Genomic DNA, 23,975 nt, shown 5'->3' with positions numbered 1-23,975 from the left:
GGATTAATCCGATCAATCAGAGGATTGTTATGCTTCCACAGGATCTGGCCTCTGATCTGCTGGTCTACATGGTTCAGCGGCGACTCAAGCCCGGCGACCAACTCCCCCCATTGACTGACCTCAGCCAGGAACTGGGTATCAGCGTCAACAAGCTGCGCGAACAGCTTGAGGTCGCCCGTGCGCTGGGCCTGGTCGACGTGCGTCCTCGTGCCGGTATCCGCATCCGGGTGTTCAACTTCGCGCCGGCGGTGCGCCTGAGCCTGCTCTATGCGCTGGCCCAGGATCGTAGCGCGTTTCAACCGTTTGCTGATCTGCGCGTCGCCGTCGAAGTTGGCTTCTGGCGGGAGGCGGTTTCGCGCCTGCTGCCGGAAGATCACGAGAAGTTGACGGCGCTGGTCAGGCGGGCGCGGGCCATGCTGGAGGAGACACCGGCGCGCATACCGCACGGAGAACACCGCGAGTTTCACCTGACCATTTTCTCCCGGCTGGAAAACCCGTTTGTCACCGGGATGCTGGAATCCTTCTGGGAAGCTTATGAAGCTGTGGAGTTCAACACGTACGTTAATTACCGCTATTTGCGCGAGGTCTGGCAGTACCACGAACGCATCGCTGCCGCGATTTGCGCTGGAGATATCGATGGCAGCCTGAACGCTTTTGTTGAACATACCCGGCTGCTGCGTTACCGGAACACTCCTGGTAGCGAACATGCGGCGGCAGTGGAGGTGCATGCGCTGGCCCAGCACACTTATGCCTCCTCGACGAACGACACGGGCGATCTTTCTGAACAGGTGGGTTCTATTCTGGAGTGAGGTTATTGCCATGAGCTTGCTTGAGTCGAAAACTGCTGAGCAACAAGCCCAGGGACACCCGATTGTCAACGATTTCTCAATCGTCGCGGCGACGGTCAACGGGTCCGGTAGCCAGACCGCCAACAGTGTGATCCTGCGCGCCCTGTTCAAGATGGGCATCCCGGTTAGCGGCAAAAACCTGTTTCCCTCGAACATCAAAGGATTGCCCACCTGGTACTGGATCCGGGTCAGCAAAGATGGCTATCTGGGCCGGCAGGAACATCCGGCGGTGCTGGTGGCTATGAACATGGCGACCGTGGCAGAAGATATCGCCGGGGTGATGCCGGGCGGGGTGGTCTTTTACCCGGACGACTGGCGGATCGAATTTGGCCGGGACGATCTTGTGTTTTACCCGATGCCGGTCAAGAGCCTGCTCAAGGACATCGAGGTGGCGCCGCGCCTGCGAGATTACATCGAGAACATGGTCTATGTCGGCGCGGTGGCGGCTGTCCTGGGCATCCCGCTGGAGCACATCCGTGAGGCGGTCAGCTTCTTCCTGGGCGGCAAGGAAAAAGCGATCAAGCTCAATATGGATGTGGTAGAGGCGACTTACCGCCATTTCCGCGAGCACATGCCCAAGCGCGATCTGTACAGCGTCGAGCCGATGGACAAAACGGATGGCCTGATCCTGATCGATGGCAACACGGCAGGGGCGCTGGGGGCAGTCTTTGGCGGCGTGAGTGTGGTGGCCTGGTACCCCATCACGCCTTCGACCAGCCTGATCGATGCCGTTCGTGATTACCTGGCATTGCTGCGCCGCGATCCGGAGACCGGAAAAGCGACCTACGCGATTGTCCAGGCGGAAGATGAGCTATCTGCCATCGGGATTGTCCTGGGTGCGGGCTGGGCCGGGGCGCGTTCGATGACGGCTACCTCTGGCCCTGGTATCTCGCTCATGGCGGAGTACGCTGGGCTGGGCTATTCCGCTGAATTGCCGGGCGTGATCTGGGATGTGCAGCGCGTGGGGCCAAGCACCGGCCTGCCTACCCGCACTTCCCAGGCGGATCTGATGTTTGTTTACTTTCTGAGCCATGGCGACACGCGGCATGTGGTGCTCCTGCCGGGCAACATGGAAGAGTGTTTCGAGTTCGGCTGGCGCGCCTTTGACCTGACCGAGTACCTTCAAACGCCGGTGTTTGTGCTTTCCGATCTCGATCTGGGCATGAACATCTGGATGAGCCGCAAGTTCGACTATCCGGATGAGCCGATCAACCGGGGCAAGGTGCTGACGAAAGAAGACCTGGATCGGATTCAATCCTTTGCCCGCTACAAAGACGTTGACCAGGACGGCATCGGCTACCGGACGCTGCCCGGCACTGACCACCCGATGGCCGCTTACTTCACCCGTGGTACCGGCCATGACGAATACGCCAACTACAGCGAGCGTCCTGAGGATTACTTCGAAAATGCCCGGCGGTTGCTGCGCAAGCACAACACCGCCCGTAAGATGGTCCCCAAGCCGGTGATTGAGCATCACGGTTGCCGGGAGGCGATCGTATGTTACGGATCGGTGGAACCGGCGATTATCGAAGCGCGGGACATTCTGCGCGACCGCTATGGCCGCGAGTACGATTACATGCGGATTCGCGCCCTGCCGCTATCGCAGGAGGTCTTTGATTTTGTGGCTGCTCATGACCGTCTCTATGTGGTTGAGAACAACATGGAAGGTCAGCTCCGGCAGATCATGATGATTGAGATGCCAGAACATGCCGCTCGCATGGTATCGGTAGCTCACCTGGATGGGCTGCCGCTGACGGCTAATTTTGTGGTTGAGGGTGTGCTGGAACAGGAGGGTAAGTAACCATGGGCGTTGTGCGGACGACTAACGCGATTGGCCTGACCAAAGCCGATTACGGCGGGCGCAAGTCTACCCTGTGCCCCGGCTGCGGTCATAATTCCATCTCCAACCAGATCATCACAGCGGCGTATGAGCTGGGCATCAACCCGCATACCGTAGTCAAGATGAGTGGCATCGGGTGCTCCAGCAAAAGCCCGGCTTACTTCCTCTCCCGTTCGCATGGTTTCAATGGCCTGCATGGGCGCATGCCCTCCGCGGCAACCGGCGCGGTGCTGGCTAACCGCCACCTGACGACGATCGGCGTCAGCGGTGACGGCGACACAGGCAGCATTGGCCTGGGCCAGTTCAAGCACATGGTGCGGCGCAACCTGCCGATTGTCTACATTGTGGAGAACAACGGCGTCTATGGGCTGACTAAAGGCCAGTTCTCAGCGACGGCTGATCTGGGCCAGACGATCAAGAAGATCGGCACGAATGACCTGCCACCGATTGACATCTGTCTGGAGGCACTGGCGGCGGATGCGACGTTTGTGGCCCGTTCATTTTCTGGCTCGGTCAAAGAAGTGGTTGAGTTGCTCAAGGCGGCGCTGCATCACAATGGCACTGCCGTGCTGGATATCATCAGTCCGTGCGTGACGTTCAACAATAGCCCGGATTCGACCAAGAGCTTTTCCTACGGCAAGGAACACGCCAACCCGCTGCACGACATCACCTTCATCCCCCTGGCGGATGAGATCATCCTTGACGACTACGAGGAAGCGGAGAGCAACGGCAAGAAGCCGCGGGAGGTCCAGCTCCATGACGGAACATGGATCCGCCTGCGTCCGCTGGCGATGGACTATGATCCGACCGACAAGATGGCGGCCATGCGGGTTCTGGAAGAGGCACACCTGCGGCAGGAACTGCTGACCGGCCTGATCTACTATGACAATAGCCGGCCCACCATGATCGATAGCCTGCAGATGGTCGATACACCGCTGGCCCACCTGAGCGAGGCTCAGATGCGCCCCAGCCGGGAAGCGCTGGAGCAGGTGATGGCCAGCCTGTAAGGGGTATCTGGGACGATGCGGGCGGCCCCCTCCCGGGCCGCCCGGTTGTCAGGGGGCGATCAGTGGTGGATAGTGCAGCGCGGCGGGCCTTTGACGGCCAGACGCTGGATGCCGGTTGGCAGCCCTGGGCGACCGGCGGCGGCACAGTGTCCATTGTTGATGGCGCACTACGGCTGGCGCTGCAGGAGGCGTCGGCAGAGGTCTACGCTGACGCCCAGATCAGCGATAGTCGCCCCGGGGGACGCTTTCCCTGGCAGCCGCCGCTGCGCCTCTCTGTCCGGGGACGGGCTTCTGGCCCGGCGGGGACTCTGCATGGCACTGCCGGCTTCGGTTTCTGGAACGATCCCTTTGCGCCAGGGCGGAGGAGATTCCCGCGCCTGCCGCGCGCGCTGTGGTTTTTCTTCTGCGGGGTGGAGAGCCGGATGGCCCTGGCTCTGGATCAACCGTCCTCCGGCTGGAAGGCGGCCACATTCGACCCGGTGCGGCCTCTGTTCTTTGGTCTGTTGCCGCTGGCCCTGCCTGGCTTCCTGCTGATGCGTCTGCCGGTACTGCACCGCGCCCTGTGGCCGCTGGGCCAGCGGGCGCTGGGGGTGGCGGAAGCGGCGTTGCCCGGCGAATGGCTGGCGGAGCCGCACGACTATACCATCGACTGGTTCCCTCGCCGGGTGCGCTTTGCCGTAGACGGCCGGACGGTACTGGACACCGATCGCAGCCCGCGCGGGCCGCTGGGATTCATCGCCTGGATCGACAATCAGTACGCTATCGTCACACCACAGGGACATTTTGGCTGGGGGTTGGTTGGCGGTGGCGGGCAATGGCTGGAACTGCAGAACTTCTCAATTGAGGTGATACCGGCTGAGGAGTGAGCGTGATGCACCTGAAGGATAAGATCGCGCTGGTGACCGGCGGTGGACGGGGGATCGGCAAAGCGATCGCCCTGCGGCTGGCCCGGGAAGGGGCGGATGTGGCGATCAACTACTTTCGCAATCGCGCCCCGGCGGAAGAAACGGCGCGAGAGATCAAAGCCCTGGGCCAGCGAGCCGCAATCATCAGGGCGAATGTAGGTGAGATCGACGAACTGGAGGCCCTGATCCGGACCGCCAATGAGGAACTGGGCGGGCTGGACATCCTGGTCAATAATGCGGCCAGCGGTTACAACCGCCCGATTATGGAGCAGCGGGTCAAGGGCTGGGAGTGGACGATGAACATCAATGCTCGCGCGGCGCTCTTCGGGGCGCAGCTGGCTGCCCCGATCATGGCTGCCCGCGGCGGTGGGCATATCATCAATATCTCCAGCTTTGGCGGCCAGCGCGTGCTGCCGGAGTACGTGCTGGTGGGGGCCAGTAAGGCAGCCCTGGAAGCGATCACCCGTTACCTGGCGGTGGAGCTTGCGCCGCTGGGAATCGTGGTCAATGCGGTTTCGGCGGGCGTGGTGCAGACCGACGCCCTGCAGCATTTTCCTCAGTGGCGGGAAGAGTTTAACCAGCGCATCGCCGAGATCGTCGCGCGCACTCCTGCCGGGCGCATCGTTACCGCAGAGGATATTGCCGCAGTGGTGGCCTGGCTGTGCTCACCGGATGCCTTCATGATCCGGGGGCAGGTGCTGCTGGTAGACGGCGGCTTTACGCTGGGGTTCTAGGCAGGCGGCAACCAGCCAGGCGTTCGTAGCAGACGGACGGGGAACTGTTCCCCGGCGCGGGCGCTGTGAACCCCTGCCGGGATGATCAGCAGGCCGTCGGCCAGCACCATCGAGAGCATGGCGCCGGAACTCTGCGTCCCGGTGGAGGAGGCGTAAAGCTGTCCATCGGGGCCGCGCCTGAGCCGGACGCGAAAGTAGGTCAGCCGCCCGTCAGCGGCGATGTCTTCCTCCAGAATCGCTTGCGCCATCGGCACCACGTCGGGCCGTCCGGCCATCTTGAGCAATGCCGGCCGCACGATCACGTCGAAGGTGATCTGCACGCTGACCGGGTTGCCCGGCAGGCCAAAAAACGGCACGTCCGCCAGCCGTCCGTAGGCCAGCGGCTTGCCGGGGCGCAGGTTAATCCGCCACAGCCGGATCTTACCCAGTTCGTCCAGGGCGGTGCGCACCATGTCATGCGCCCCAACAGAAACTCCGGCTGAGCTGATCAGCAGGTCTGGCTGCCAGGCCAGCGCCTCCTGCAAACGTCTCCGCACGTCGGCCAGGGTATCCCGCGCTACCGGGATGCGCCGGGGAAGCCCGCCGTGCTGGCGCACCAGCGCCTCCAGCACATAGCTGTTGCTGTCCCGCACCTTGCCCGGCGCCAGCGGCTCTTCAACGCCGATCAGTTCATCCCCGCTGGAAAGGATAGTCACGCGCGGCTGGCGGATGACCGGCACCCGTGGCCAGCCCAGCGCCGCCAGCACGCCGATGGCCGGCGGATCGATTTCGGCACCGGCGCGAAGCACGATCTGCCCGGCCTGAATGTCCTCTCCCGCTGGCCGGATGTAGTCGCCCGGTCGGGCAGGTTGATGAATGCGGATCGTTTCTGGCGGCCTGGCAGAGTCCCCGGCGGCCCAGTGCGCATCCGTGGCTTCCAGCGGCACGACAGCATCCGCGCCGGGAGGCAGCGGCGCGCCGGTCATGATCCGGGCGGCGGTTCCGGGCGGCAGCGTTGCCATCGGCGCGTCCCCGGCGGCGATGTCCAGGCTGACCGGCAGCGTGACCGGATGATCCGGTGTGGCTGCGCCGGTATCTGCAGCACGCACGGCGAAGCCGTCCATGCTGCTATTGGCAAAGGGAGGCAGCGGGGTTGCAGCGGAGATATCAATCGCCAGGATGCGGCCCAGGGAGTCGCTCAGGGCGACTTCTTCAGCGGGTAGGGTGGTGATCTCGGCCAGGATCAGGCGCAGGGTTTCGTCAACATTCAACAGTGTGGGCATTGGGGTTGACCTGCCTGTTCTGTGCTCATGACAATCATTCTGATGTCCGGTATTATAACTGCCGGGCGGTGAATTCGGACTCTTTAACTAAATAACACCCGAATTTTGCGGGGTTGACTGCGGCATCTTTCTGAATACGCTTTGAAGCCCATAGCGCAAGAAAAAGGTTGGGAAGGAATCCACGTACGATGACAGAATATTACCGAAAGTCAATTCATGACACGCTGGTCGAACTGGGAGTAGAGGCGGCTGTCGGGTTGACCGAGGCCCAGGTCAGGGAACGACAGGCACAGTATGGCCTGAATACATTGCCTGCGGAGGGCGGCCTGCCCTGGTGGAAGCTGCTGCTCTCCCAGTTCACCGACATCATGGTGCTGGTCCTGATCGGGGCGGCGGTCGTCTCGGCGGTGCTCGGAGACATCAAAGATGTCTTCATTATCCTGGCGATTGTGGTTCTGAATGCGTTGCTGGGCTTTTATCAGGAATACCGGGCGGAACAGGCGCTGGCGGCGCTCAGCGCGATGCAGGTGCCGCACGTGCGGGTGCGCCGCGGTGGTCATGTGCACCCGGTCAGCGCGACTGAACTGGTCCCCGGTGATATCGTCCTGATCGAGGCCGGGGATAGCATCCCGGCGGACGGGCGCCTGATCGAGGCGGTCAACCTGCAGATCGAGGAGTCGGCGATGACCGGCGAATCGGTGCCGGTTGACAAGGACACAGCGGTCATTGCTGACCAGGCAACGCTGGGCGAACGCCATAACATGGTCTTTATGGGAACCGCGGTGGCCTATGGCCGCGGCGAGTTTGTGGTCACCGGTACGGGTCTCAGGACGGAACTGGGCAACATCGCGACCCTGCTCCAGGGCGTCCAGAAGGGCAAGACTCCGCTGCAGGAACGGCTGGAAGGGCTGGGCAAAATCCTGGCGGGGGCGGCCGGTGTGTTGGTGGTGATCGTCTTTGTGGCCGGCGTGCTACGCGGCAATCCGGTTCAGGAGATGTTGCTAACGGCGATCAGCCTGGCGGTGGCTGCCATTCCTGAAGGGTTGCCAGCGGTCATCACGATCAGCCTCTCGCTGGGGGCCAGCCGCATGGTTAGGCGCAATGCCCTTATCCGCCGCCTGCCCGCGGTGGAAACGCTTGGCTCGGTGACCACGATTTGCTCCGACAAAACTGGCACCCTGACCCGCAACGAGATGACAACCACGCTGGTGGCCCTGCCCGGCCATGATGATGTGACTGTTAGCGGGGTGGGATACCAGCCAGTGGGTGAGTTCTTTGTGGATGGCAAGCGGTTGCATGCCATGAACGATGACGCGCTGGCCCGCTTCCTGAAGGCTGCCGCTCTGTGCACGGATGCCTACGTGGAGCAGGAGGGTGAAAACGGCCACTGGACGGTCGTGGGCGATACGACCGAAGGAGCGTTGCTGGTGGCCGCCCGCAAGGCGGGTTGGAGCCGCGAGCAACTCCAGGAAGATCTACCGCGTGTGGCGGAGATTCCCTTCAGCAGTGAGCGCAAGGCGATGACCACCATCCATGAGCCGCGCGGACGTTTTGCCACGGCGCTCTTCAACCATGCGCCTGCTGTGGCTTTCGTCAAGGGTGCGCCGGATCGCCTGGTGGACTGGGCGACGCATGAGACCATGCCGGAAGGGCCGATTCCGTTGACCGAGGAACGGCGGAGCGTCTGGCTGGCCAAGATCGATGAGATGGCGGCACAGGGGCTGCGCGTGCTGGGGGTAGCCTATCGCCCGCTTCCGCAGGTTCCGAACGGGGAGGACCTCAAGCCGGAGGTTATTGAACGGGAGTTGTTTCTGCTGGGTCTGGCCGGGATCATGGATCCGCCGCGCAGTGAGGCAGCCCGCGCAGTTAAGGTTGCCCACGAGGCCGGCATCCGCACGATCATGATCACGGGCGATCACAAGCTCACTGCGGAAGCGATTGCCCGCCAGCTGGGCATCCTCCAGGAAGGCCAGTATGCGGTGAGCGGCTCAGAAGTGCAGGCCATGAGCGACGAGGAGTTACGGGCAACCGTCAAGCAAACCTCGGCCTTTGCTCGTGTTGCCCCGGAACACAAGCTGCGTGTGGTGAACGCCCTGCAGTGGCATGGCGAGGTTGTGGCAATGACGGGTGACGGCGTCAACGACGCCCCGGCGCTCAAACAGGCAGATATCGGTGTGGCGATGGGTATCACCGGGACAGAAGTCAGCAAGAGCGCAGCGGATATGGTGCTGACTGATGACAACTTCGCCAGCATTGTTGCGGCGGTGGAAGAAGGTCGCACCATCTACGACAACATCCGCAAGTTCATCCGCTATTTGCTGAGCACCAATGTGGGTGAAATCATCACAATGTTCGTCGGGCTGATGATTGGCCTGAAGTCACCGCTGCTGGCGATCCAGATCCTGTGGATCAACCTGGTGACCGATGGCCTGCCAGCGATTGCGCTGGGCTTTGAACCCGCCGAAGCAGATACGATGAAGCGCCCGCCGCGCCACCCGAAGGAGAGTATCTTCGCCAGGGGGGTGGGGTTGCATGTGATCTGGGTTGGGCTGTTTCTTGGCGTGATTACGCTGGCCGGTTACATATGGGCACAACAGTCCCTAGGGCTGTCCCCGCTAAGCTCCACGCTGGGTTTGGAGAAACTCACCGCCAACCAGCTTGGCCAGATCATCGGTGGGGAGAATGTGCCGGAGCTATGGGACAGCTGGTCAGTGGCTGAACGGGCTGAGGAATTGACCCGTACAGAGAGCGGTGACGCCCATGGGGCTGCCGGATCAGATATCATCAGCCTGGCGCTGGCCATGCCCCGCACCATGGCCTTCAGTATCCTGGCGCTATCCCAGATTTTTGAAGTCTCGGCGATTCGGGCCGGGGATACCTCCTTCTTCAAAGTCTGGTATCGCCGGAACCGGCTGCTCTTTGGAGCAGTGGTGCTCACCTTTGTCTTGCAGTTGTTAGTCATCTACGATCCATTCTTGCAAGCGGCCTTTGACACTGTTGCCTTGACTGGTGAGCAGCTTCTGGTGACTCTGATACTGGCCTCACTGGTGTTGTTCGCGGTTGAGATTGAGAAGTTTATCCGGCGGCGCAAACATCGTAGCGTGGCCTGATTGGATCGCCTATAGATGAGTTGGGAGGAGCGACGGCGCCCACCGTCGCTCTTTCCTTTCCAGGGAACGGCCAGGCGAGAGCAGGTAAGGCTGTTATAATCGGCAAGGCTGGAGGTGGTCAAACAGTTGTAGCACTGGAGGAAACGGTGGGGATGCACGGCAGCGGGTGGTTCTCGCTATTGCGTGATGAGCCGGAACAGGCGCGGGCGGTCACACCGGCGCTGTTGCGGCGTGTGCTGGTCTATGCGCGTCCCTACTGGGGGCATATCGGGGCATTGCTGGGGGCGATCCTGCTGACAACAGTGCTTGGCCTGCTCATACCACTGATCCTGCGCGACCTGATCGACCATACGCTTCCCGCTGGCGATACCGGGCGGCTCAACCTGCTGGCCCTGGCGCTGGTGTGCATCCCACTGGTGGATGGCGGCATCCGGGTGGCGCAGCGCAAGTTCAACGCGACCATCGGCGAAGGTGTGATCTACGATCTACGCGTTAGTCTGTACACCCACCTGCAACGCATGTCCCTGGCGTTCTTCACCAACACCCGCGTTGGTGAGCTGATGAGTCGCCTCAACAACGACGTCATCGATGCCCAGCGGGCGATCAGCAGCACTATTGTGGATATCGTGACCAACCTGATTCAGACGGCGGCGACGCTGGTGGTGATGCTCTCGCTGGAATGGCGCCTGACGCTTGTCTCTGTGCTGGTACTGCCGTTGTTCATTTTTGCGGCACGTCGCCTGGGGGCGCGCTTGCGTGGTGTGGCCCGTCAGGCGATGGAATACAATGCGCAGATGAACGCCATGATGAACGAAACACTTAATATCAGCGGCGTGTTGCTGGTCAAGCTCTTCGGGCGTAGCAGTGTGGAGATTGCCCGCTTCCGGGATCGCGCCGCTGCGGTGCGCGATATTGGCGTGCGGCGCGCCGTGCTGGGTAGCCAGTTCTTTGTGATCATTGGCCTGGTTGGAGCGGTGGGCACGGCGCTGGTGTACTGGCTGGGCGGGCACCTGGTCCTGCGCGGGGTGTTCACCGTCGGCACGATCGTGGCGTTTACCGCCTATCTCGGCCAGTTGTATGCCGCGTTGCAGGGGCTGACCAATGCGCCGGTTGCTTTTGCCACATCGATGGTCAGCTTTGAGCGCGTATTTGAGGTGCTTGATCTGCCGCTGGATATTGTCGAAAGTCCGGATGCCGTGGTCCTGGACGGCGTGCGAGGTGCGCTCACGTTTGAAGATGTCACGTTTGAGTACGGTGTCAATGAGCACCTGCTCTTGAGCGACGTGCCGCGCTACGGACAGATGGATGCGGTTGGCGCGGCGCTCTCTGGCGCTGCGGCGGCGCCCCCGCGCCCGCATGATGGCGACACGCCGACCAGTCAGGCCCGCGAAAAGGCGCTGGAGCACGTATCGTTCCATATTGAGCCGGGGCAACTGGTAGCGCTGGTCGGTCCCAGCGGGGCAGGTAAGACAACGATGACCTACCTGATCCCTCGCCTTTACGATCCGACTGAGGGGCGCATTCTGCTGGATGGCCACGATCTGCGCACGGTATCGCTGGAATCGCTGGCCCGCCAGATCGGGATGGTCACCCAGGAGACGCACCTGTTCCATGACACCATCCGCACCAACCTGCTGTACGCCCGGCTTAATGCTACCCGGGACGAACTGGAGGTCGCCTGCCGCGCGGCCAACATCCACGATTTCATCATGGGTCTGCCGGATGGCTACGATACCGTGGTGGGCGAGCGCGGCTACCGGCTGAGCGGAGGTGAAAAGCAGCGGATCGCCATCGCCCGTGTCATCCTCAAAGATCCGCGTATCCTGGTGCTGGACGAAGCGACCAGCCATCTGGACAGCCAGTCCGAGGCGTTAATTCAGGAGGCGCTGAAAACCGTCATGGCCGGGCGGACGAGCATTGTCATCGCCCACCGGCTGAGCACGATTCTGGCCGCCGATCTGATCCTGGTGTTGGACCGGGGGCAGATTGTGGAGCAGGGGAAACACAGCGAACTGCTGGCGCGGGGAGGGCTGTACGCGCGTCTGTATAAGACCCAGTTCAAGCGGGAGCAGCCAGCGACGCTTTGAGGCGGAGCCGGGTCATTCTTGCCGCATCCTGCCGGGCCGACTATACTCAACCGCAGCACATCGGTCCTGGGAAGCAGAGCAGCGTTACCCTGGGGGAGAGGAAGTGACTCTCGTGAGGCGTTCACTGCTGGCTTTGACTCTGTGCGCGGGGCTGCTTGGCGCGGGGTGCACCACTATCTATGCGCCGACTCCCGGTCTGGCCACGGCCACTCTGCCGCCGCTGGCGACCTTCACGCCACGCTACACCGCCACACCGGTGCCCACCGCCAGCCCGCGACCTACCTTCATAGAGACGCCATCGCCATCGCCCATACCGCCTACCCCATCCGATACCCCCACGCCGACTCCTACGCCGCCGGTCATTGGCCGGGTATCCACCGTGCAGGAGGCGGTCAATATGCGGCAGGGGCCGGGAGTAACCTTTCCGGCCATTGTAGGTGTGGTCAACAATACCGATGTCATCATTTTGGCCGCCAACGAGGATCGCACGTGGTACAACGTGCGGCTGGAAGATGGCACCGAAGGCTGGATCGCGGCCAATCTGATCTTCGTGCTCCCCAGCCCGACGCCGCAGCCGACGCCGACTTCGCCGGGGGTGGTGGTGGAGATCAGCGGCACGCCGCTGGCCACGGCCCTGCTCGGCGGGTTGCCGGTCACCGCCACGCCCAGCTTCACGCCAGCCAGTCAGGGGGTGACCGCTGGCACCGTCATACCACGCACGCCGGGAACCGTCTCCCCCACGCCAACGGCCACGCTGACGCCGCCGCGCGGCCTGAATATTCCTACGGTTACCCCGTTGAGCGTCATCACCACAATGCCTCCGGCCAGCCCGACCCCACCGGCGCAGCCTTCAGATGGCGCAACGGCTCCGGTTGTCGCCAGGTACGATGTGCTGGCCTACTGTGAGGAATTCAACCAGGTTCCCCCACCGCTGGGCGCTGGTTCCACCATTGATATCTTCTGGGGGTGGATCGCCAGCACACGGGAATACGTCCTCCAGCACATCAACAACGTGATCTATGAGGTGCGCTTTGATGGCCGCCTGCTGGACAACTGGCGCCTGTTCCAGGGGCAAATCACCCAGCAGCCTGACGGCAACTGGTCGGTCTACTGGTATGTGCCGGTGACGGAACCGCTAACCCGGGGACAGCACACGATCACCTACCGCGTGAGCTGGCGCAGCCCGATATTCGATGGCCAGCAGCAGTTCGGCCCGGGAACCGATCGCGAGTCGGAATCCGGGCGTTGCATCCTTGAGGTACGCTAGAAAATCTGGCCCGGCGCGGCAGGTATGCGTTTTCCCTGCCATCAGGTGACATTTGCCACTATATCGCGTTACGGTTATCCTGTACCTTGCGGATAGGCAACATCGGAGATGATAGGCTGGGGAGGCCACCCGTGATGCGCGTCAAGATCAACCGCGATGTCTGCACCGCCCAGCTTGCCTTTTGTGAGCGTTGTCTTGGCAAGTTCCTGCGGGAACCGATGGGCTATGAGCGCCACTGTTTTGAAGAGATTGTAGATGACGGTCAGGAAGACCTGACGATCGAGATTTATTCCGGGGAACATCATACAGTTCTGGTCTTGAACGAAGAGCAGCGCCTGCAGGCAGCCAAAGAGGGTTGGAGCTTCTTTGTGCCCTTTCTGCCGGACATGTATCGCAATGGTGGAGCCTGATCTGCGGCGTTAATACGGTCCTGGCCGGTTTTTGGCAGCAGGAAGCGAATCAACGGCGGCATGGAGACCATCCATGCCGCCTGTTTGTTTCTCCGGGTGCGGTGCAGGATCAATAGTCGTCCGGGTAGGGAACCAGCAGATCGCTATCATCGCGAACGGCCAGCCATAGCACCGGATCGTTTTCGTAGTAGACCATCCCCTGCATCCGGCCGACGACATAGCCATCAAACTCGGTGCGCAACAGGCCGCTATCGGGGCCGATGGGCCGCCCAAAGATATCAGTCAGGCGGGCGACCGCCTGACCGGTGCGGATCGTATCACCGGTGTCGACCAGATGGGTGACAATGCCGCTGGTGGGAACGCGCGGATGCATCAGGCGGCGTACCGGGAAGTTCACCTGGGGCCGAGGGATATCCGGTAGCGCTTCTGGTTCGCCCGGTAGCATCCCGGCCCAGCGCATGACGTTGCGCAGGCCGGTCACGGCTGCGTCCCGCACACGCGTGTCTACATGCAGGTAGCTGCCCAGTTCGACGGTGAACGCCGGACGGCGCGCCCGGTTGAGCGCCGCTCCGCTGACCGAGCGATGCAGATTTTTCTTCAGGTACTCGGCTGACGGGAACTCGTTGATGATCGGGAAGCCAAAGGCCGCCAGCATCTGATCATTTTGCGCCTGGAGCTTCTGGGCCGCTGCTCTGTCTTCCGCGCCGTCGTAGTAGATGGGATCGCGAAAGGCAAAGGCCAGCGAGCCGATCACGGCGTTGTGCAGGTCGATCAGATAATCGCCATGTGCCTCGATCCGCTCGAAAAGGCGCTCATAGACCCGCTCCAACGGCGTGGGAACACTATCCTCCATTGAGGAAGGATTTTTGTTGGCGCGTCTGGGGGCCGGGAACAGGCGGTTCGGGTCTGAGCCGTGGCTGTAATAAGGGGCGCGGGCTTCCGTGCGTAACCCGGCGGGGTTGAGCGTCGGGATCATGATCACGGTCCCGGCCAGCCCGGCCAGCGGAAAGTCCACGCCGCCAGGCCCCAGCAGGCGATGGATGACGGCCATCCCGCTGTATTCATTGCCATGAATGCTGCCGGTGATCCACAGGGTAGGCCCTTCCTTTTTGCCCTGCGCAATGATCACCGGGATAGGGTCAGAGCCACCGGTGGGCAAGGGAACGCCCTCAAAGACCCCGTAGGTGATCTGGCCGGGGATGGCGGTAGCGGTACCAACGTGAACTGAGTGACTCATAGTGCTCCCTTCGAATGCCATGTCCTGAGCATGGCAACCAGTATCGCTAAGGGCCGGGGGCAAGCGCTATCCCCGACCACGTGACAACCCTGATCAGGCACGGCTGGCAGACACTGGAACGAGCAGAGTACGTCTGGCGAGTTTGCCGGTTTTGTAGCTGATCAGCCAGAGACCGTTTGCGACTGCTGCTACAGGGCTAGCCCGGCTATAAAGTTAGCGGTAGTCATAGCTCAGGTGGTGGCTCCCAGCCTGCCCCGGCCAGCGCCAGCAGGATGAGCTGGCGCATGCCCTTGACGAGCGGCTCCGTGTTGATGTACTCATCCAGGCGGTGGGTGTTACCGCCGGTGGTCAGGCCGATAGTCACCGCGGGCAGGCCCCTATCCAGCAGCAGGTTGGCGTCGGTGCTGCCCGCCTGAAGCTGGCAGTCCAGGTCAACCACCTGCAGGGCCGCCGCTGCGCCGCGCACCAGTTCGTGATCGGCGCTGATACCCCCGGAGGGCCGATCGCCGACCACATCGACCGTGACGCTGATGCCTTCGACCCGGTCGCTTTCGCTGGCGATGATCCCGCGCACGGTGGTTTCCAGTTCGCGCAGGGTTTGCGGATCTTCGCTACGCAGGTCCATGTAGAAACTAGCGCTGGTGGCCAACGAATTCACCGACTGGCCGCCCTGGATTATGCCGATGTTATACGTGGTGCGCGGTTTCTCCGGCGGCTTGAGCTGGACAAGTCTGGCCCCCAGCAGCAGCAAATGATGGATGGCGCTGGGCCGGCCAAACTGCTGCCAGGAGTGACCGCCTTCCGCGTAAGTAGCGACATGTAGCCTGCGCACAGCGATGCCGCGATGATAAACACGCCCCAGCGTCAGACCTTCGATAACGATCGCCCGCCCCAACCGGTGGCCGTATTGCTCGTAGAAGGCACGGATGCCGCCCAGGTCGCCCAGCCCTTCTTCGCGGCTGTTGGCCAGGAACCAGATATCGCGGTGAGGTTTAACCCGGAACTGGCGCATGATATCGGCGATAGCCACCAGGGCCGCTACGCCGAGGCTGTTATCACCGATGCCCGGCCCGGCGATGCGGCTGCCGTTTTCGTGGCGCAGGGCCAGGTCAGTCCCTTCCGGGAAGACAGTATCGGTGTGGGCGGAAATCAGCAGAGCCGGGGCGGAGGGGTCTTTGCCGGGCAGCCGCCCATAGACATTGTACAGGTTGTCAATCCCGGTATCGACCAGCCCGCAGGAGCCAAAACAGCTCAAAACGTGGTTGGCCCGCACCAGCTCGCGGAAAGTCGGCGCGGGGATTTGCTGGATCAGCACCGCCGAGGCAAGAATGTCGGCCAACACTTTGTCCAGGTAACGCCAGATATCCTGGACTCGCGGCTGACGGCTCAGCCATACAACATGTTCCTGGAGGTCCATTCCGAGCCTGCCCTTCATGCCGGGTTGGTGGAAAGCGGCGGAAAATCTGGCATCTATTGTACCGGTCATTGTCGATTTGCGCCTGCTTGATATTGCTGCGGCAGGCGCTGGCGGCGTGTTGGCCCCGACCGGACGGTATGGGATAATGGCTATCTGGCTTGGGTTATTGGCGCTCCGGTTGGGGATAAGGTGTTTTGCCCGGCGTCACCGGGTGCAGGCGCCAAATGTTAAATTCCAGCACCTGGTCTGTCTCTTCAGTGATCCGCATCTATGGGCTTCCATGAAGTGTTCCACCCCCACCAGCAGGGGATCGATGACAATATTGAGGAAGCCTATGGAAAGTTTCGGCAAGTGTGACCGTCTAAAGCAATACATCGTTGCTCCGGAGTGCCTGGCAGTTATAATCGCCTATGTAAGGAGAAGGCATCCGGCGAGCGATCTGTTGGCTGTGCGCAACTGACTTGCGCAATCGAGAAAGCGGTCATCCCGGATGAGAGAAGTGAGGGGTGAATCTCCTGACGATGTCCGACGCGGCGAAAGTTCTGTTGATCGAAAGTATACGGGCCAACGGCAAATCCTTTGCGACGGCGCTGGGCAAGCGGTACAACCTGGCGTTAGCGTATTCCGGTAAGCAGGGGATCAGTCTCGCCCAGAGCATGCTGCCGGATGTCGTCGTGCTGGATGCGGCGTCGATGCGCACATCCGGCGACCGGATCTGTCGAACACTGCGCGCTTCCCTGCCGGAGACGCCGATCATTCATATTCGCCCGTCGTCTGACGGCCAGGGAGGGCCCAGTGAAGCTGACGTGGTGCTGTGTCATCCGCTGACCTGGCGTAAACTGGTGAACCGCATCAGGCGTTTTGTTGAGGAAAGGGATCGGCAGGGTGAGGTCTTGCAGGCAGGGGCGCTCCGGCTGGATATGGCCAAGCGGACGCTCCTGGTTGGTGAGCAGGAAAAGCCGCTAACGCCGAAGCTCGCCGGACTGGCCGGACTTTTCCTGAAGTATCCGAATACTGTGATCGCCCGCAAGACCCTGATCCAGCAGGTGTGGCACACCGACTATATGGGTGATACGCGCACGCTGGACGTTCACATCCGCTGGTTGCGGGAGATCGTTGAGGAAGACCCGGCCCATCCGCGCATTATCAAGACAGTACGCGGGGTGGGCTACCGGCTGGTACCACCCGCACCCTGAAGCGGGCTGGCAGCCATAACCAACAACACACAGCCGACCCGCAATGCGGTCGGCTGTGTCGATTTGTTCCAGCAAACGAACGCGCCGGGTTACCGGCTGAGGGCGTTCAGCTTCTTCATCAGGCGGCTCTTCTTGCGGGCAGCGGTGTTCTTGTGCAGCACGCCTTTGGTCACAGCCTTGTCCAGTTCACGGATGGCCGCCAGTGTCGCTTCACGGGCTGCCTGGGCATCGCCGCCGCTGATGGTCGCCGTGGCCTTTTTGACAAATGTGCGCGAACGCACGAGGATAATGCGGTTAGCGATCCGCTTGCGTTCGTTGCTCCGAATGCGCTTGAGTGCAGACTTGTGGTGAGCCAACGGAAAACCCTCTCCCGAACTTTTCGTGCCTGTTCTCATTCTTGTCGCCGCATTTTACCAGATGACCGTCTGACTGTCCAGCGGCAGTTATCACCAGGGTGCATTCCAGATTGGGGGCAGGGTCAAGCCGCGGCAGTCCAGAGGTCATCGAAGTCGTGGCTCAAGACTGCAGAACGCAGGACAAGCATCCGCTCCACACCTGGGCGGGACCAGTGCATTCCGCACCGGCCAGGCGGGTTCGGTATTGTTTGATGCCGCTTTCAACAGGGCCAGACCCAATCAGCCAGCCTTCTTCGCGAAACTCGTGGTAGCGCATGCGACGTTGGTGACGCTCGAAATACAGCGCCAGGTCTGGTAATCCCGCCTGGTGCAAGGTCTGAACGATGCGCCAGGCCTGGCCGTAGAACAAGAGGTCCTGGGCCTGGTGATACCAGCTTATCGCCTGGGCCTCCGCGGTAGGGAAGAGGGCTTGCGCCGCCTCAGCCAGGTGTTGGGTGGCATGGTACCAATCGACAATCTGGACACTGTCGGGAAATATGTCGGCACAGAGGTTCCAAATCCACTCGGCCCCGTCAGCGGTGACGCTGCTGCGGGCGGCATTCAACAGGTCATGAGCTGCGGCCAGTTCCCACAAAGCCGGGGAAAAGCGGGCTACGTCACCCAGCACTGCCGTGTAGTGGCTCTGTTCCGCGCAGGGCTGCGCAGCGGCTTCCCCACTCCGCACATCATACCCATCACGGACGCCCAGATCATAGACTACCCCGACTTTAAACTCCTTCCAGCCCTCGCCACGCACATGCACCATCCCGCCATCTAGGCTCACCCCTTTCAGCCGCTGATGGTCCTGGCGAGCATTGCTGGGCACGATGCGCTCAGGCCGCAGGGCAGCCTGTCGGCGGGCCATTTCCGCCTGCAGTTGTGCCCCCCGGTGCTGGGTCTCACGCCAGGCATTGGTCTGACCGATGGTCTGCCCCCCAATGCACGCCATGACCTGGCTCACCTGGGCATAGGGCAACAGGCTGCTCAGCCACACGATTTGCTTGCTCAGTCGCTCACTATACTGGCTCGCTCCCAGTCCCCATCGCTGATCCAGGGGGAAAAACACCCGCCCGGCAGGTCTTGCAGTAGTAATAGGCCCGCTTGACCTGCACTCCCCCTGTTGCCGTGACTACGTACTTCCCCTTTTGTCCCTTGTAGTGCATGGCCTGCCCACAATGCGCACACACTGGCCCCGCCGCTGACCGGTCTTCCTCGCTCGCCTGCTCCACCAACCCCGCCGTCAACACCGCCTGCATCTTCTTCCCTGCCACCGTCACCAATTGCTCTATCTCACTCAAGGTGATCTGCTCAGCTGCCGTCTTCTCGGCCAGTAAAGCATCGAGTATCTCGCTCATTTGCGCTTGCAGCGCCGCCCGCAACGCCCCGTCTGATTGTCCCATTTGGCTTATCCTCCTCAGCGTCCCCCTAGTCTACCCCTTTCTTGCCCCCAATCTGGAATGCACCCTTATCACCGGTGTTCACTATGTAGCCTACTACATTGGCAGCGAATACCGGCATGGTATAATGACCCGCCATGTGTGGGATAGCAGGCAGCATTGACCTCCTGGGCCGAGATCGGGTGAACCCGGCCCTGACCCGCGCCATGACCGCGCGAATCGCCCATCGCGGGCCGGACGGCGAGGGCTTCTTCGACGCACCCGGCATCTCCCTGGGGATGCGGCGGCTCAGCATCATCGACGTGGTCGGTGGCGACCAGCCGATCTTCAACGAGGATGGTACGCTGGCGCTGGCCTTCAACGGCGAGATCTACAACTACATCGAACTGCGCCAGGCGCTCGGTACGCTGGGCCACCGCTTCGCCACGCAGACGGATACCGAGACGGTCGTCCACCTGTATGAGCAATACGGACTCTCCCTGTTTGATCACCTGCGTGGCATGTACGCCTTCGCACTGTGGGATGCACCTCACGCCCGGCTGGTGCTGGCCGTCGATCATATCGGGATGAAGCCGCTGTACCTGACACAATGCAACGGGCGACTGCTCTTCGCCAGCGAGATCAAAGCGTTGTTAGTCGATCCTGAGGTTCAGGCGACGCCTGATCCTGCTGTGCTGGATACGGCGCTAACCTTTGGCTACATGCTGGGCGAACGGACTCTGTTTGCAGGCATCCGCCGCCTGATGCCCGGCCACTTTCTGGTTGTCGATACGCGGACCGGCTCTGTGGAGCAGGGGCGCTTCTGGAACTGGGCAGATGCTGATCAGGACCCGCTGGCCGGGGGGCCTGTGCCCGTCACACCGGAAGAAGCCGTGGATCAGGCGCGCCTTCTGTTGCAGGACAGCGTCCGGCTGCACCTGCGTTCCGATGTGCCTCTGGGCCTGTTCCTCAGCGGGGGGATTGACTCGGCGACCATGCTGGCGCTGATGAGCGCCTGCGAGCCGGACAGCGTCGTCACCTTTACCGTCGGCTATGACATCCCCACCGGCGACAACGAGCTTGAACAGGCGCGGCGGGTTGCCCGACATTTTCGGGCCAGACACCGGGAACTGGTCATTACCGCGGAAGACTGGTGGCAGCACTTTGACGCGTTTGTCTACCATGCCGACGAGCCAATTGATAACCCTTCGGCGGTTAGCCTGCAGGCGCTGGCCCGACTCGCCGCGCAGGAAGTCAAGGTTGTGCTGAACGGTACCGGTGGGGATGAGCTGTTCTGCGGCTATCAATCCCACGCCGTCTGGCCGTTGTTGTTGCGTCTGTCGGCGCGTCTGGACCGCCTGCTCGCGCCAGTGTGGCGGGCGAAGCTGGTAGGCCGGCCACTGGGCCTGCTGGAGCCGTGGTATGCGACGCTCAAACGCTACCCGGTGCTGGGAGCGTTGCCGTACTACCTGCCACGCTGGCAGATGCCGCTGCTGCCGGTGGAAGAAGCGCTGCGGCGCGGCATCTCCTATGAAGGCTATACCCTTTCGGAAGGGTTGCGGCGACGCCTGTACTCGCCTGATCTGAACGCCCTGCGCCGCCAGGCAGGCCACAAAGAAGCCGCCTTCGCCGACCTGCTGGCAGAGGCACGCCGCCGCAGCGATGATCCGGTCGATCTCGTCCAGGCGCTGGTGGCGCTGACGTGGCTCCCGGCAGATGCCCTGCTGGTGGCGGACAAGGTGACGATGGCCCATTCCCTGGAACTGCGCGTGCCCTTCTTTGACCGCCCGCTGCTGGACTTTGCCATCCGCCTGCCACCGCACCTCAAGACACGCGGCAATAAGTGGCTCCTGCGGGAAGCAATGCGGCCATACCTGCCGCCCTGGGCGCTGGAACGCCCCAAGCAGTGGTTTGGCAGTCCGGTACAGGCCTGGCTGGATGGGCCGCTGCGTGATCGGGTGCAGGCGATTCTGCTGGATCGCCGTACGCTGGAGCGAGGCTACTTCCAGCGGCAGGCGGTGGTTGACCTGGTGGAACGCCACTTCACCGGGCGGGAGAATCACATTCAACTGGTTTTGCGCCTGCTGATGCTGGAGCTATGGCAGCGGGCGTTTGTGGACGGTGAGCGGCGCGACTAAGGGGGGGTATTAGCACTGATTCCGTGTATTGCGGCCTGGTGGCGGGCTGCGCTATACTCAAATTGGTGACAGATCTGGTTGCTGGCTGCCCCCCGCTGATTGAGGGGGCTTTGTGTGTTGATCGAACGACTAAATTCAGGAAGCAGGATGTATGCTGCAGAAGAAACTGGCGGGCATCGAGGCGCGCTATAACGAGATCGAAAAGCTGCTGGCCGATCCGGCAGTGATTGTGGACTACGAACGGGTCGCAGAACTGGCCCAGGAAAAGGCCGAGCTTGACGAGATTGTGGCCGCCTCGCGGGAATACAGCCGCGTGGTCAGAGAACTGGAGGAAGCCCGCGCCTTGCTGGCCGCGGAAGAAGATTCCGACCTGACTGAACTGGCCGAGGCCGAGATCGACAGTCTGGTTCAGCGTCGTGATGCGCTGGAGGAACGGATCCGTCTGTTGCTGCTACCCAAGGACCCCCGCGACGACAAGAATGTGATCATGGAAATCCGGGCCGGGACGGGCGGCGATGAGGCAGCGCTTTTCGCCGCGGACCTGGCGCGCATGTACATGCGCTATGCCGAGGCGCGTAACTGGAAGACCGAAGTGATCAGCGCTCACGAAACTGGCCAGGGCGGGTACAAGGAGATTATCTTCACGATCAAGGGGCGGGGCGCTTACAGCCGCCTGAAGTACGAAAGCGGGGTACACCGCGTCCAGCGGGTGCCGATCACGGAGAGCCAGGGACGCATCCATACCAGCACGGCGACGGTGGCTGTCCTGGCTGAAGTAGATGAGGTGGAGATCGACATCAACCCTAACGACCTGCAGATCGATACCTATCGCAGCGCCGGCGCTGGCGGCCAGAACGTCCAGAAGAATGAGACCGCCGTCCGGATCACCCATCTGCCAACCGGCCTGGTGGTGGCCTGCCAGGACGAGCGCAGCCAGACCCAGAACCGCCTGCGGGCGATGAGCATTTTGCGAGCGCGGCTGTATGACATGGAGCAGCGCCGTCTGCAGGAAGAACGGGCGCTGGAACGGCGCAGTCAGGTGGGCACCGGCGAGCGTAGCGAGAAGATCCGCACCTACAATTTCCCACAGAACCGGGTGACCGACCATCGCATTAACCTGAGCAGTTACAACCTGAGCGCAGTGATGGCCGGCGAGATCGATATGTTCATCGACGAACTGGCCACCCGCGAGCAGGCGGAGCGACTGGCTGAGGCATGAGACTGGAAACCGGGCAAATGGTGGGTGAGGCTTTACGCCAGGCCAGCCGGGCGCTCGGCGCAGTGTCTGGCTCGCCGCAGCTTGACGCCGGTGTGCTGCTAGCGGCGATGCTGGGCGTGGAGCGCACGGCTTTGCTGGCTCACCCGGAACGCCTGCTGACGCCCGATCAGGCGGCGCACTATGCGGAACTGGTCGCCAGGGCGGCGGAGGGGACACCGATTCCGTACCTGACCGGCTGGCGTGCTTTTTACCATCATGACTTTATCGTGACGCCGGATGTGCTGATCCCGCGTCCGGAGACCGAGCATCTGGTTGACGCGGCGCTGGCCTGGGCGCAGACGTGGCCGCAACAGCGGTTGACCATCGTCGATGTAGGGACTGGCAGCGGGGCGATCGCGCTATCGCTGGCGGCGGCGTTGCCAGGGGCGACCGTCTATGCGCTGGATTGCAGCGCTGTGGCGCTGGAGGTCGCCCGTCGCAACGCTATCCAGATTGGCGTGTCCAATGTACGGTTTGGCCAGGGGGATCTGCTGACCGCGCTGCCAGACGGCGTCAAACCCGATCTGATCGTCGCCAATCTGCCATATATCCCTTCTGCCGATCTGGAGGCCCTGGCTGTGGCCCGCCATGAGCCGCGTCTGGCGCTGGATGGCGGGCTGGATGGCTTGGATGTGATACGTCGCCTGGCGGCTGAAGCAGCTGACCGCGTGCCACCCACTTTTGCCCTGCTGCTGGAGATCGGAGCAGGGCAGGGCAGGGCGGTAAGCGCCCTTTGCCGGCGGGCATTCCCCGGCGCGCGGGTGCGGGTGCTGCCGGATTATGCCGGTCACGATCGCATCGTGGAGGTAACCCGATGAGTCGCATTATCCCTTTCAACGCCAAGACCGTTCCCCTGGCTTACCAGGCGTTGCGGGAGGGGCAGCTGGTTGTCCTTCCCACGGATACCGTCTATGGCGTGGCGGCTTCCGCCCATTCGGTGGCGGCGATTGACCGCCTGTATGCCGCAAAAGGCCGCGCCGAGGACAAACCGATCCCGCTCTTGCTCAGTGACCCTGATGGAATCGAGCGCGTCTGTCAGCAGGCGCCGCGTGCAGCGCGTTTGCTGGCAGAAGCGTTCTGGCCTGGGCCGCTGACGATTGTGCTGCCCAAATTGCCTGACCTGCCGGAAAACCTGACGACCCTGCCGACGGTGGGCGTGCGCGTGCCGGATCATGATCTGACACGGGCGGTCATCCGCTTGATGGGCGGGGCGCTGGCTGTGACCAGCGCCAATCGCTCCGGCGGGCCGAATCCGCTCAGCGTTCAACAGGCTTATGCCCAGCTTGGGGCAGCGGTAACCTACTATATGGATGACGGCCCGGCGCCGGGCGGCGCGCCTTCGACCGTGGTTGGGTTTGATGATGCTGGTGCGCCGGTGATCTTCCGGCAGGGGCCGATCACGGACGGGCAAATCCGGGTGGTGCTGGGTTACTGATGCGCATTATCCCGCACGGGTGGGATTCCGTGCGGGATAATGTGGGAAAAGGT

At 62.2% G+C, this 23,975-nt stretch carries 20 protein-coding genes; 14 read left to right on the top strand and 6 right to left on the bottom strand.

What is annotated here, in order from left to right; translation table 11 throughout:
• Positions 1-29 precede the first annotated feature (29 nt).
• From HPY64_16190 to fabL, 5 genes are all read left to right on the top strand, one after another.
• Positions 30-809, top strand: coding sequence for a FadR family transcriptional regulator (locus tag HPY64_16190; GenBank protein ID NPV68678.1), 780 nt, complete (start codon positions 30-32; stop codon positions 807-809).
• Between the two features lie 10 nt (positions 810-819).
• Positions 820-2,649, top strand: a complete 1,830-nt coding sequence (locus HPY64_16185; GenBank protein NPV68677.1) for a 2-oxoacid:acceptor oxidoreductase subunit alpha — start codon at positions 820-822, stop codon at positions 2,647-2,649.
• Between the two features lie 2 nt (positions 2,650-2,651).
• Positions 2,652-3,695 (top strand): 2-oxoacid:ferredoxin oxidoreductase subunit beta, encoded by a 1,044-nt coding sequence (locus HPY64_16180; GenBank protein ID NPV68676.1) that lies wholly within the window; start codon positions 2,652-2,654, stop codon positions 3,693-3,695.
• 65 nt (positions 3,696-3,760) lie between these two features.
• Entirely contained in the window at positions 3,761-4,561 is an 801-nt protein-coding gene (locus HPY64_16175) for a hypothetical protein (GenBank protein NPV68675.1), read from the top strand.
• A gap of 5 nt (positions 4,562-4,566) precedes the next feature.
• Positions 4,567-5,334 carry an enoyl-[acyl-carrier-protein] reductase FabL gene (gene fabL, locus HPY64_16170; GenBank protein NPV68674.1) on the top strand — a complete coding sequence of 256 codons (768 nt, stop codon included), beginning with the start codon at positions 4,567-4,569 and terminating at the stop codon, positions 5,332-5,334.
• On the opposite strand, the gene HPY64_16165 is transcribed toward fabL, so the two are convergent.
• Positions 5,331-6,596 carry a molybdopterin molybdotransferase MoeA gene (locus tag HPY64_16165; GenBank protein ID NPV68673.1) on the bottom strand — a complete coding sequence of 422 codons (1,266 nt, stop codon included), beginning with the start codon at positions 6,594-6,596 and terminating at the stop codon, positions 5,331-5,333. The two genes, fabL and HPY64_16165, sit on opposite strands and share 4 nt — an antisense overlap.
• Before the next feature lie 188 nt (positions 6,597-6,784).
• On the opposite strand from HPY64_16165, the gene HPY64_16160 reads away from it, so the two are divergent.
• From HPY64_16160 to HPY64_16145, 4 genes are all read left to right on the top strand, one after another.
• On the top strand, positions 6,785-9,706 hold the full coding sequence (locus HPY64_16160; protein NPV68672.1) for a cation-translocating P-type ATPase: 2,922 nt from the start codon (positions 6,785-6,787) through the stop codon (positions 9,704-9,706).
• Positions 9,707-9,858: 152 nt separating this feature from the next.
• Positions 9,859-11,793 (top strand): ABC transporter ATP-binding protein, encoded by a 1,935-nt coding sequence (locus tag HPY64_16155; protein ID NPV68671.1) that lies wholly within the window; start codon positions 9,859-9,861, stop codon positions 11,791-11,793.
• Positions 11,794-11,905: 112 nt separating this feature from the next.
• The gene (locus HPY64_16150; protein NPV68670.1) at positions 11,906-13,060 is read left to right on the top strand and encodes an SH3 domain-containing protein; all 1,155 of its coding nucleotides are present in this window, start codon (positions 11,906-11,908) and stop codon (positions 13,058-13,060) included.
• 134 nt (positions 13,061-13,194) lie between these two features.
• On the top strand, positions 13,195-13,470 hold the full coding sequence (locus tag HPY64_16145) for a hypothetical protein (protein NPV68669.1): 276 nt from the start codon (positions 13,195-13,197) through the stop codon (positions 13,468-13,470).
• 109 nt (positions 13,471-13,579) lie between these two features.
• On the opposite strand, the gene HPY64_16140 is transcribed toward HPY64_16145, so the two are convergent.
• The gene (locus tag HPY64_16140; GenBank protein ID NPV68668.1) at positions 13,580-14,707 is read right to left on the bottom strand and encodes a deacylase; all 1,128 of its coding nucleotides are present in this window, start codon (positions 14,705-14,707) and stop codon (positions 13,580-13,582) included.
• Between the two features lie 223 nt (positions 14,708-14,930).
• Positions 14,931-16,124, bottom strand: a complete 1,194-nt coding sequence (locus HPY64_16135; GenBank protein ID NPV68667.1) for a M20/M25/M40 family metallo-hydrolase — start codon at positions 16,122-16,124, stop codon at positions 14,931-14,933.
• A gap of 506 nt (positions 16,125-16,630) precedes the next feature.
• Between HPY64_16135 and HPY64_16130 the strand changes: the two genes are divergently transcribed.
• Positions 16,631-17,320, top strand: coding sequence for a response regulator transcription factor (locus tag HPY64_16130; protein NPV68666.1), 690 nt, complete (start codon positions 16,631-16,633; stop codon positions 17,318-17,320).
• Positions 17,321-17,409: 89 nt separating this feature from the next.
• Here HPY64_16130 and rpsT read toward each other — a convergent pair whose 3' ends face one another.
• The 3 genes from rpsT to HPY64_16115 form a co-directional block, all read right to left on the bottom strand.
• The gene (gene rpsT, locus HPY64_16125; protein ID NPV68665.1) at positions 17,410-17,676 is read right to left on the bottom strand and encodes a 30S ribosomal protein S20; all 267 of its coding nucleotides are present in this window, start codon (positions 17,674-17,676) and stop codon (positions 17,410-17,412) included.
• A gap of 160 nt (positions 17,677-17,836) precedes the next feature.
• Positions 17,837-18,664 carry a hypothetical protein gene (locus HPY64_16120; GenBank protein NPV68664.1) on the bottom strand — a complete coding sequence of 276 codons (828 nt, stop codon included), beginning with the start codon at positions 18,662-18,664 and terminating at the stop codon, positions 17,837-17,839.
• A gap of 67 nt (positions 18,665-18,731) precedes the next feature.
• Positions 18,732-19,115, bottom strand: a complete 384-nt coding sequence (locus tag HPY64_16115) for a hypothetical protein (protein NPV68663.1) — start codon at positions 19,113-19,115, stop codon at positions 18,732-18,734.
• A 134-nt stretch (positions 19,116-19,249) separates the two neighbouring features.
• Between HPY64_16115 and asnB the strand changes: the two genes are divergently transcribed.
• From asnB to HPY64_16095, 4 genes are all read left to right on the top strand, one after another.
• Positions 19,250-21,229 (top strand): asparagine synthase (glutamine-hydrolyzing), encoded by a 1,980-nt coding sequence (gene asnB, locus HPY64_16110; protein ID NPV68662.1) that lies wholly within the window; start codon positions 19,250-19,252, stop codon positions 21,227-21,229.
• 151 nt (positions 21,230-21,380) lie between these two features.
• Positions 21,381-22,448, top strand: coding sequence for a peptide chain release factor 1 (gene prfA, locus HPY64_16105; protein NPV68661.1), 1,068 nt, complete (start codon positions 21,381-21,383; stop codon positions 22,446-22,448).
• A complete protein-coding gene (gene prmC / locus HPY64_16100; GenBank protein NPV68660.1) occupies positions 22,445-23,305 on the top strand; it encodes a peptide chain release factor N(5)-glutamine methyltransferase in 861 nt (286 codons plus the stop codon). The genes prfA and prmC overlap by 4 nt, the downstream gene beginning before the upstream one ends.
• Positions 23,302-23,922 (top strand): threonylcarbamoyl-AMP synthase, encoded by a 621-nt coding sequence (locus tag HPY64_16095; GenBank protein ID NPV68659.1) that lies wholly within the window; start codon positions 23,302-23,304, stop codon positions 23,920-23,922. The genes prmC and HPY64_16095 overlap by 4 nt, the downstream gene beginning before the upstream one ends.
• The last annotated feature ends 53 nt before the right edge of the window (positions 23,923-23,975 follow it).

It is taken from the genome of Anaerolineae bacterium (assembly GCA_013178165.1).
In the GTDB taxonomy this organism is placed as follows: domain Bacteria; phylum Chloroflexota; class Anaerolineae; order Aggregatilineales; family Ch27; genus Ch27.
This window is presented reverse-complemented; position numbering and strand designations above follow the sequence as displayed.

Coding starts and splice junctions, on each gene's coding strand:
- HPY64_16190 (NPV68678.1), top strand. CDS start 30: ATGCTTCCACAGGATCTGGCCTCTGATCTGCTGGTCTACATGGTTCAG.
- asnB (NPV68662.1), top strand. CDS start 19,250: ATGTGTGGGATAGCAGGCAGCATTGACCTCCTGGGCCGAGATCGGGTG.
- HPY64_16155 (NPV68671.1), top strand. CDS start 9,859: ATGCACGGCAGCGGGTGGTTCTCGCTATTGCGTGATGAGCCGGAACAG.
- HPY64_16145 (NPV68669.1), top strand. CDS start 13,195: ATGCGCGTCAAGATCAACCGCGATGTCTGCACCGCCCAGCTTGCCTTT.
- prmC (NPV68660.1), top strand. CDS start 22,445: ATGAGACTGGAAACCGGGCAAATGGTGGGTGAGGCTTTACGCCAGGCC.
- HPY64_16160 (NPV68672.1), top strand. CDS start 6,785: ATGACAGAATATTACCGAAAGTCAATTCATGACACGCTGGTCGAACTG.
- prfA (NPV68661.1), top strand. CDS start 21,381: ATGCTGCAGAAGAAACTGGCGGGCATCGAGGCGCGCTATAACGAGATC.
- HPY64_16185 (NPV68677.1), top strand. CDS start 820: ATGAGCTTGCTTGAGTCGAAAACTGCTGAGCAACAAGCCCAGGGACAC.
- HPY64_16180 (NPV68676.1), top strand. CDS start 2,652: ATGGGCGTTGTGCGGACGACTAACGCGATTGGCCTGACCAAAGCCGAT.
- HPY64_16140 (NPV68668.1), bottom strand. CDS start 14,707: ATGAGTCACTCAGTTCACGTTGGTACCGCTACCGCCATCCCCGGCCAG.
- HPY64_16120 (NPV68664.1), bottom strand. CDS start 18,664: ATGGCGTGCATTGGGGGGCAGACCATCGGTCAGACCAATGCCTGGCGT.
- HPY64_16135 (NPV68667.1), bottom strand. CDS start 16,124: ATGGACCTCCAGGAACATGTTGTATGGCTGAGCCGTCAGCCGCGAGTC.
- HPY64_16115 (NPV68663.1), bottom strand. CDS start 19,115: ATGGGACAATCAGACGGGGCGTTGCGGGCGGCGCTGCAAGCGCAAATG.
- fabL (NPV68674.1), top strand. CDS start 4,567: ATGCACCTGAAGGATAAGATCGCGCTGGTGACCGGCGGTGGACGGGGG.
- HPY64_16165 (NPV68673.1), bottom strand. CDS start 6,596: ATGCCCACACTGTTGAATGTTGACGAAACCCTGCGCCTGATCCTGGCC.
- HPY64_16095 (NPV68659.1), top strand. CDS start 23,302: ATGAGTCGCATTATCCCTTTCAACGCCAAGACCGTTCCCCTGGCTTAC.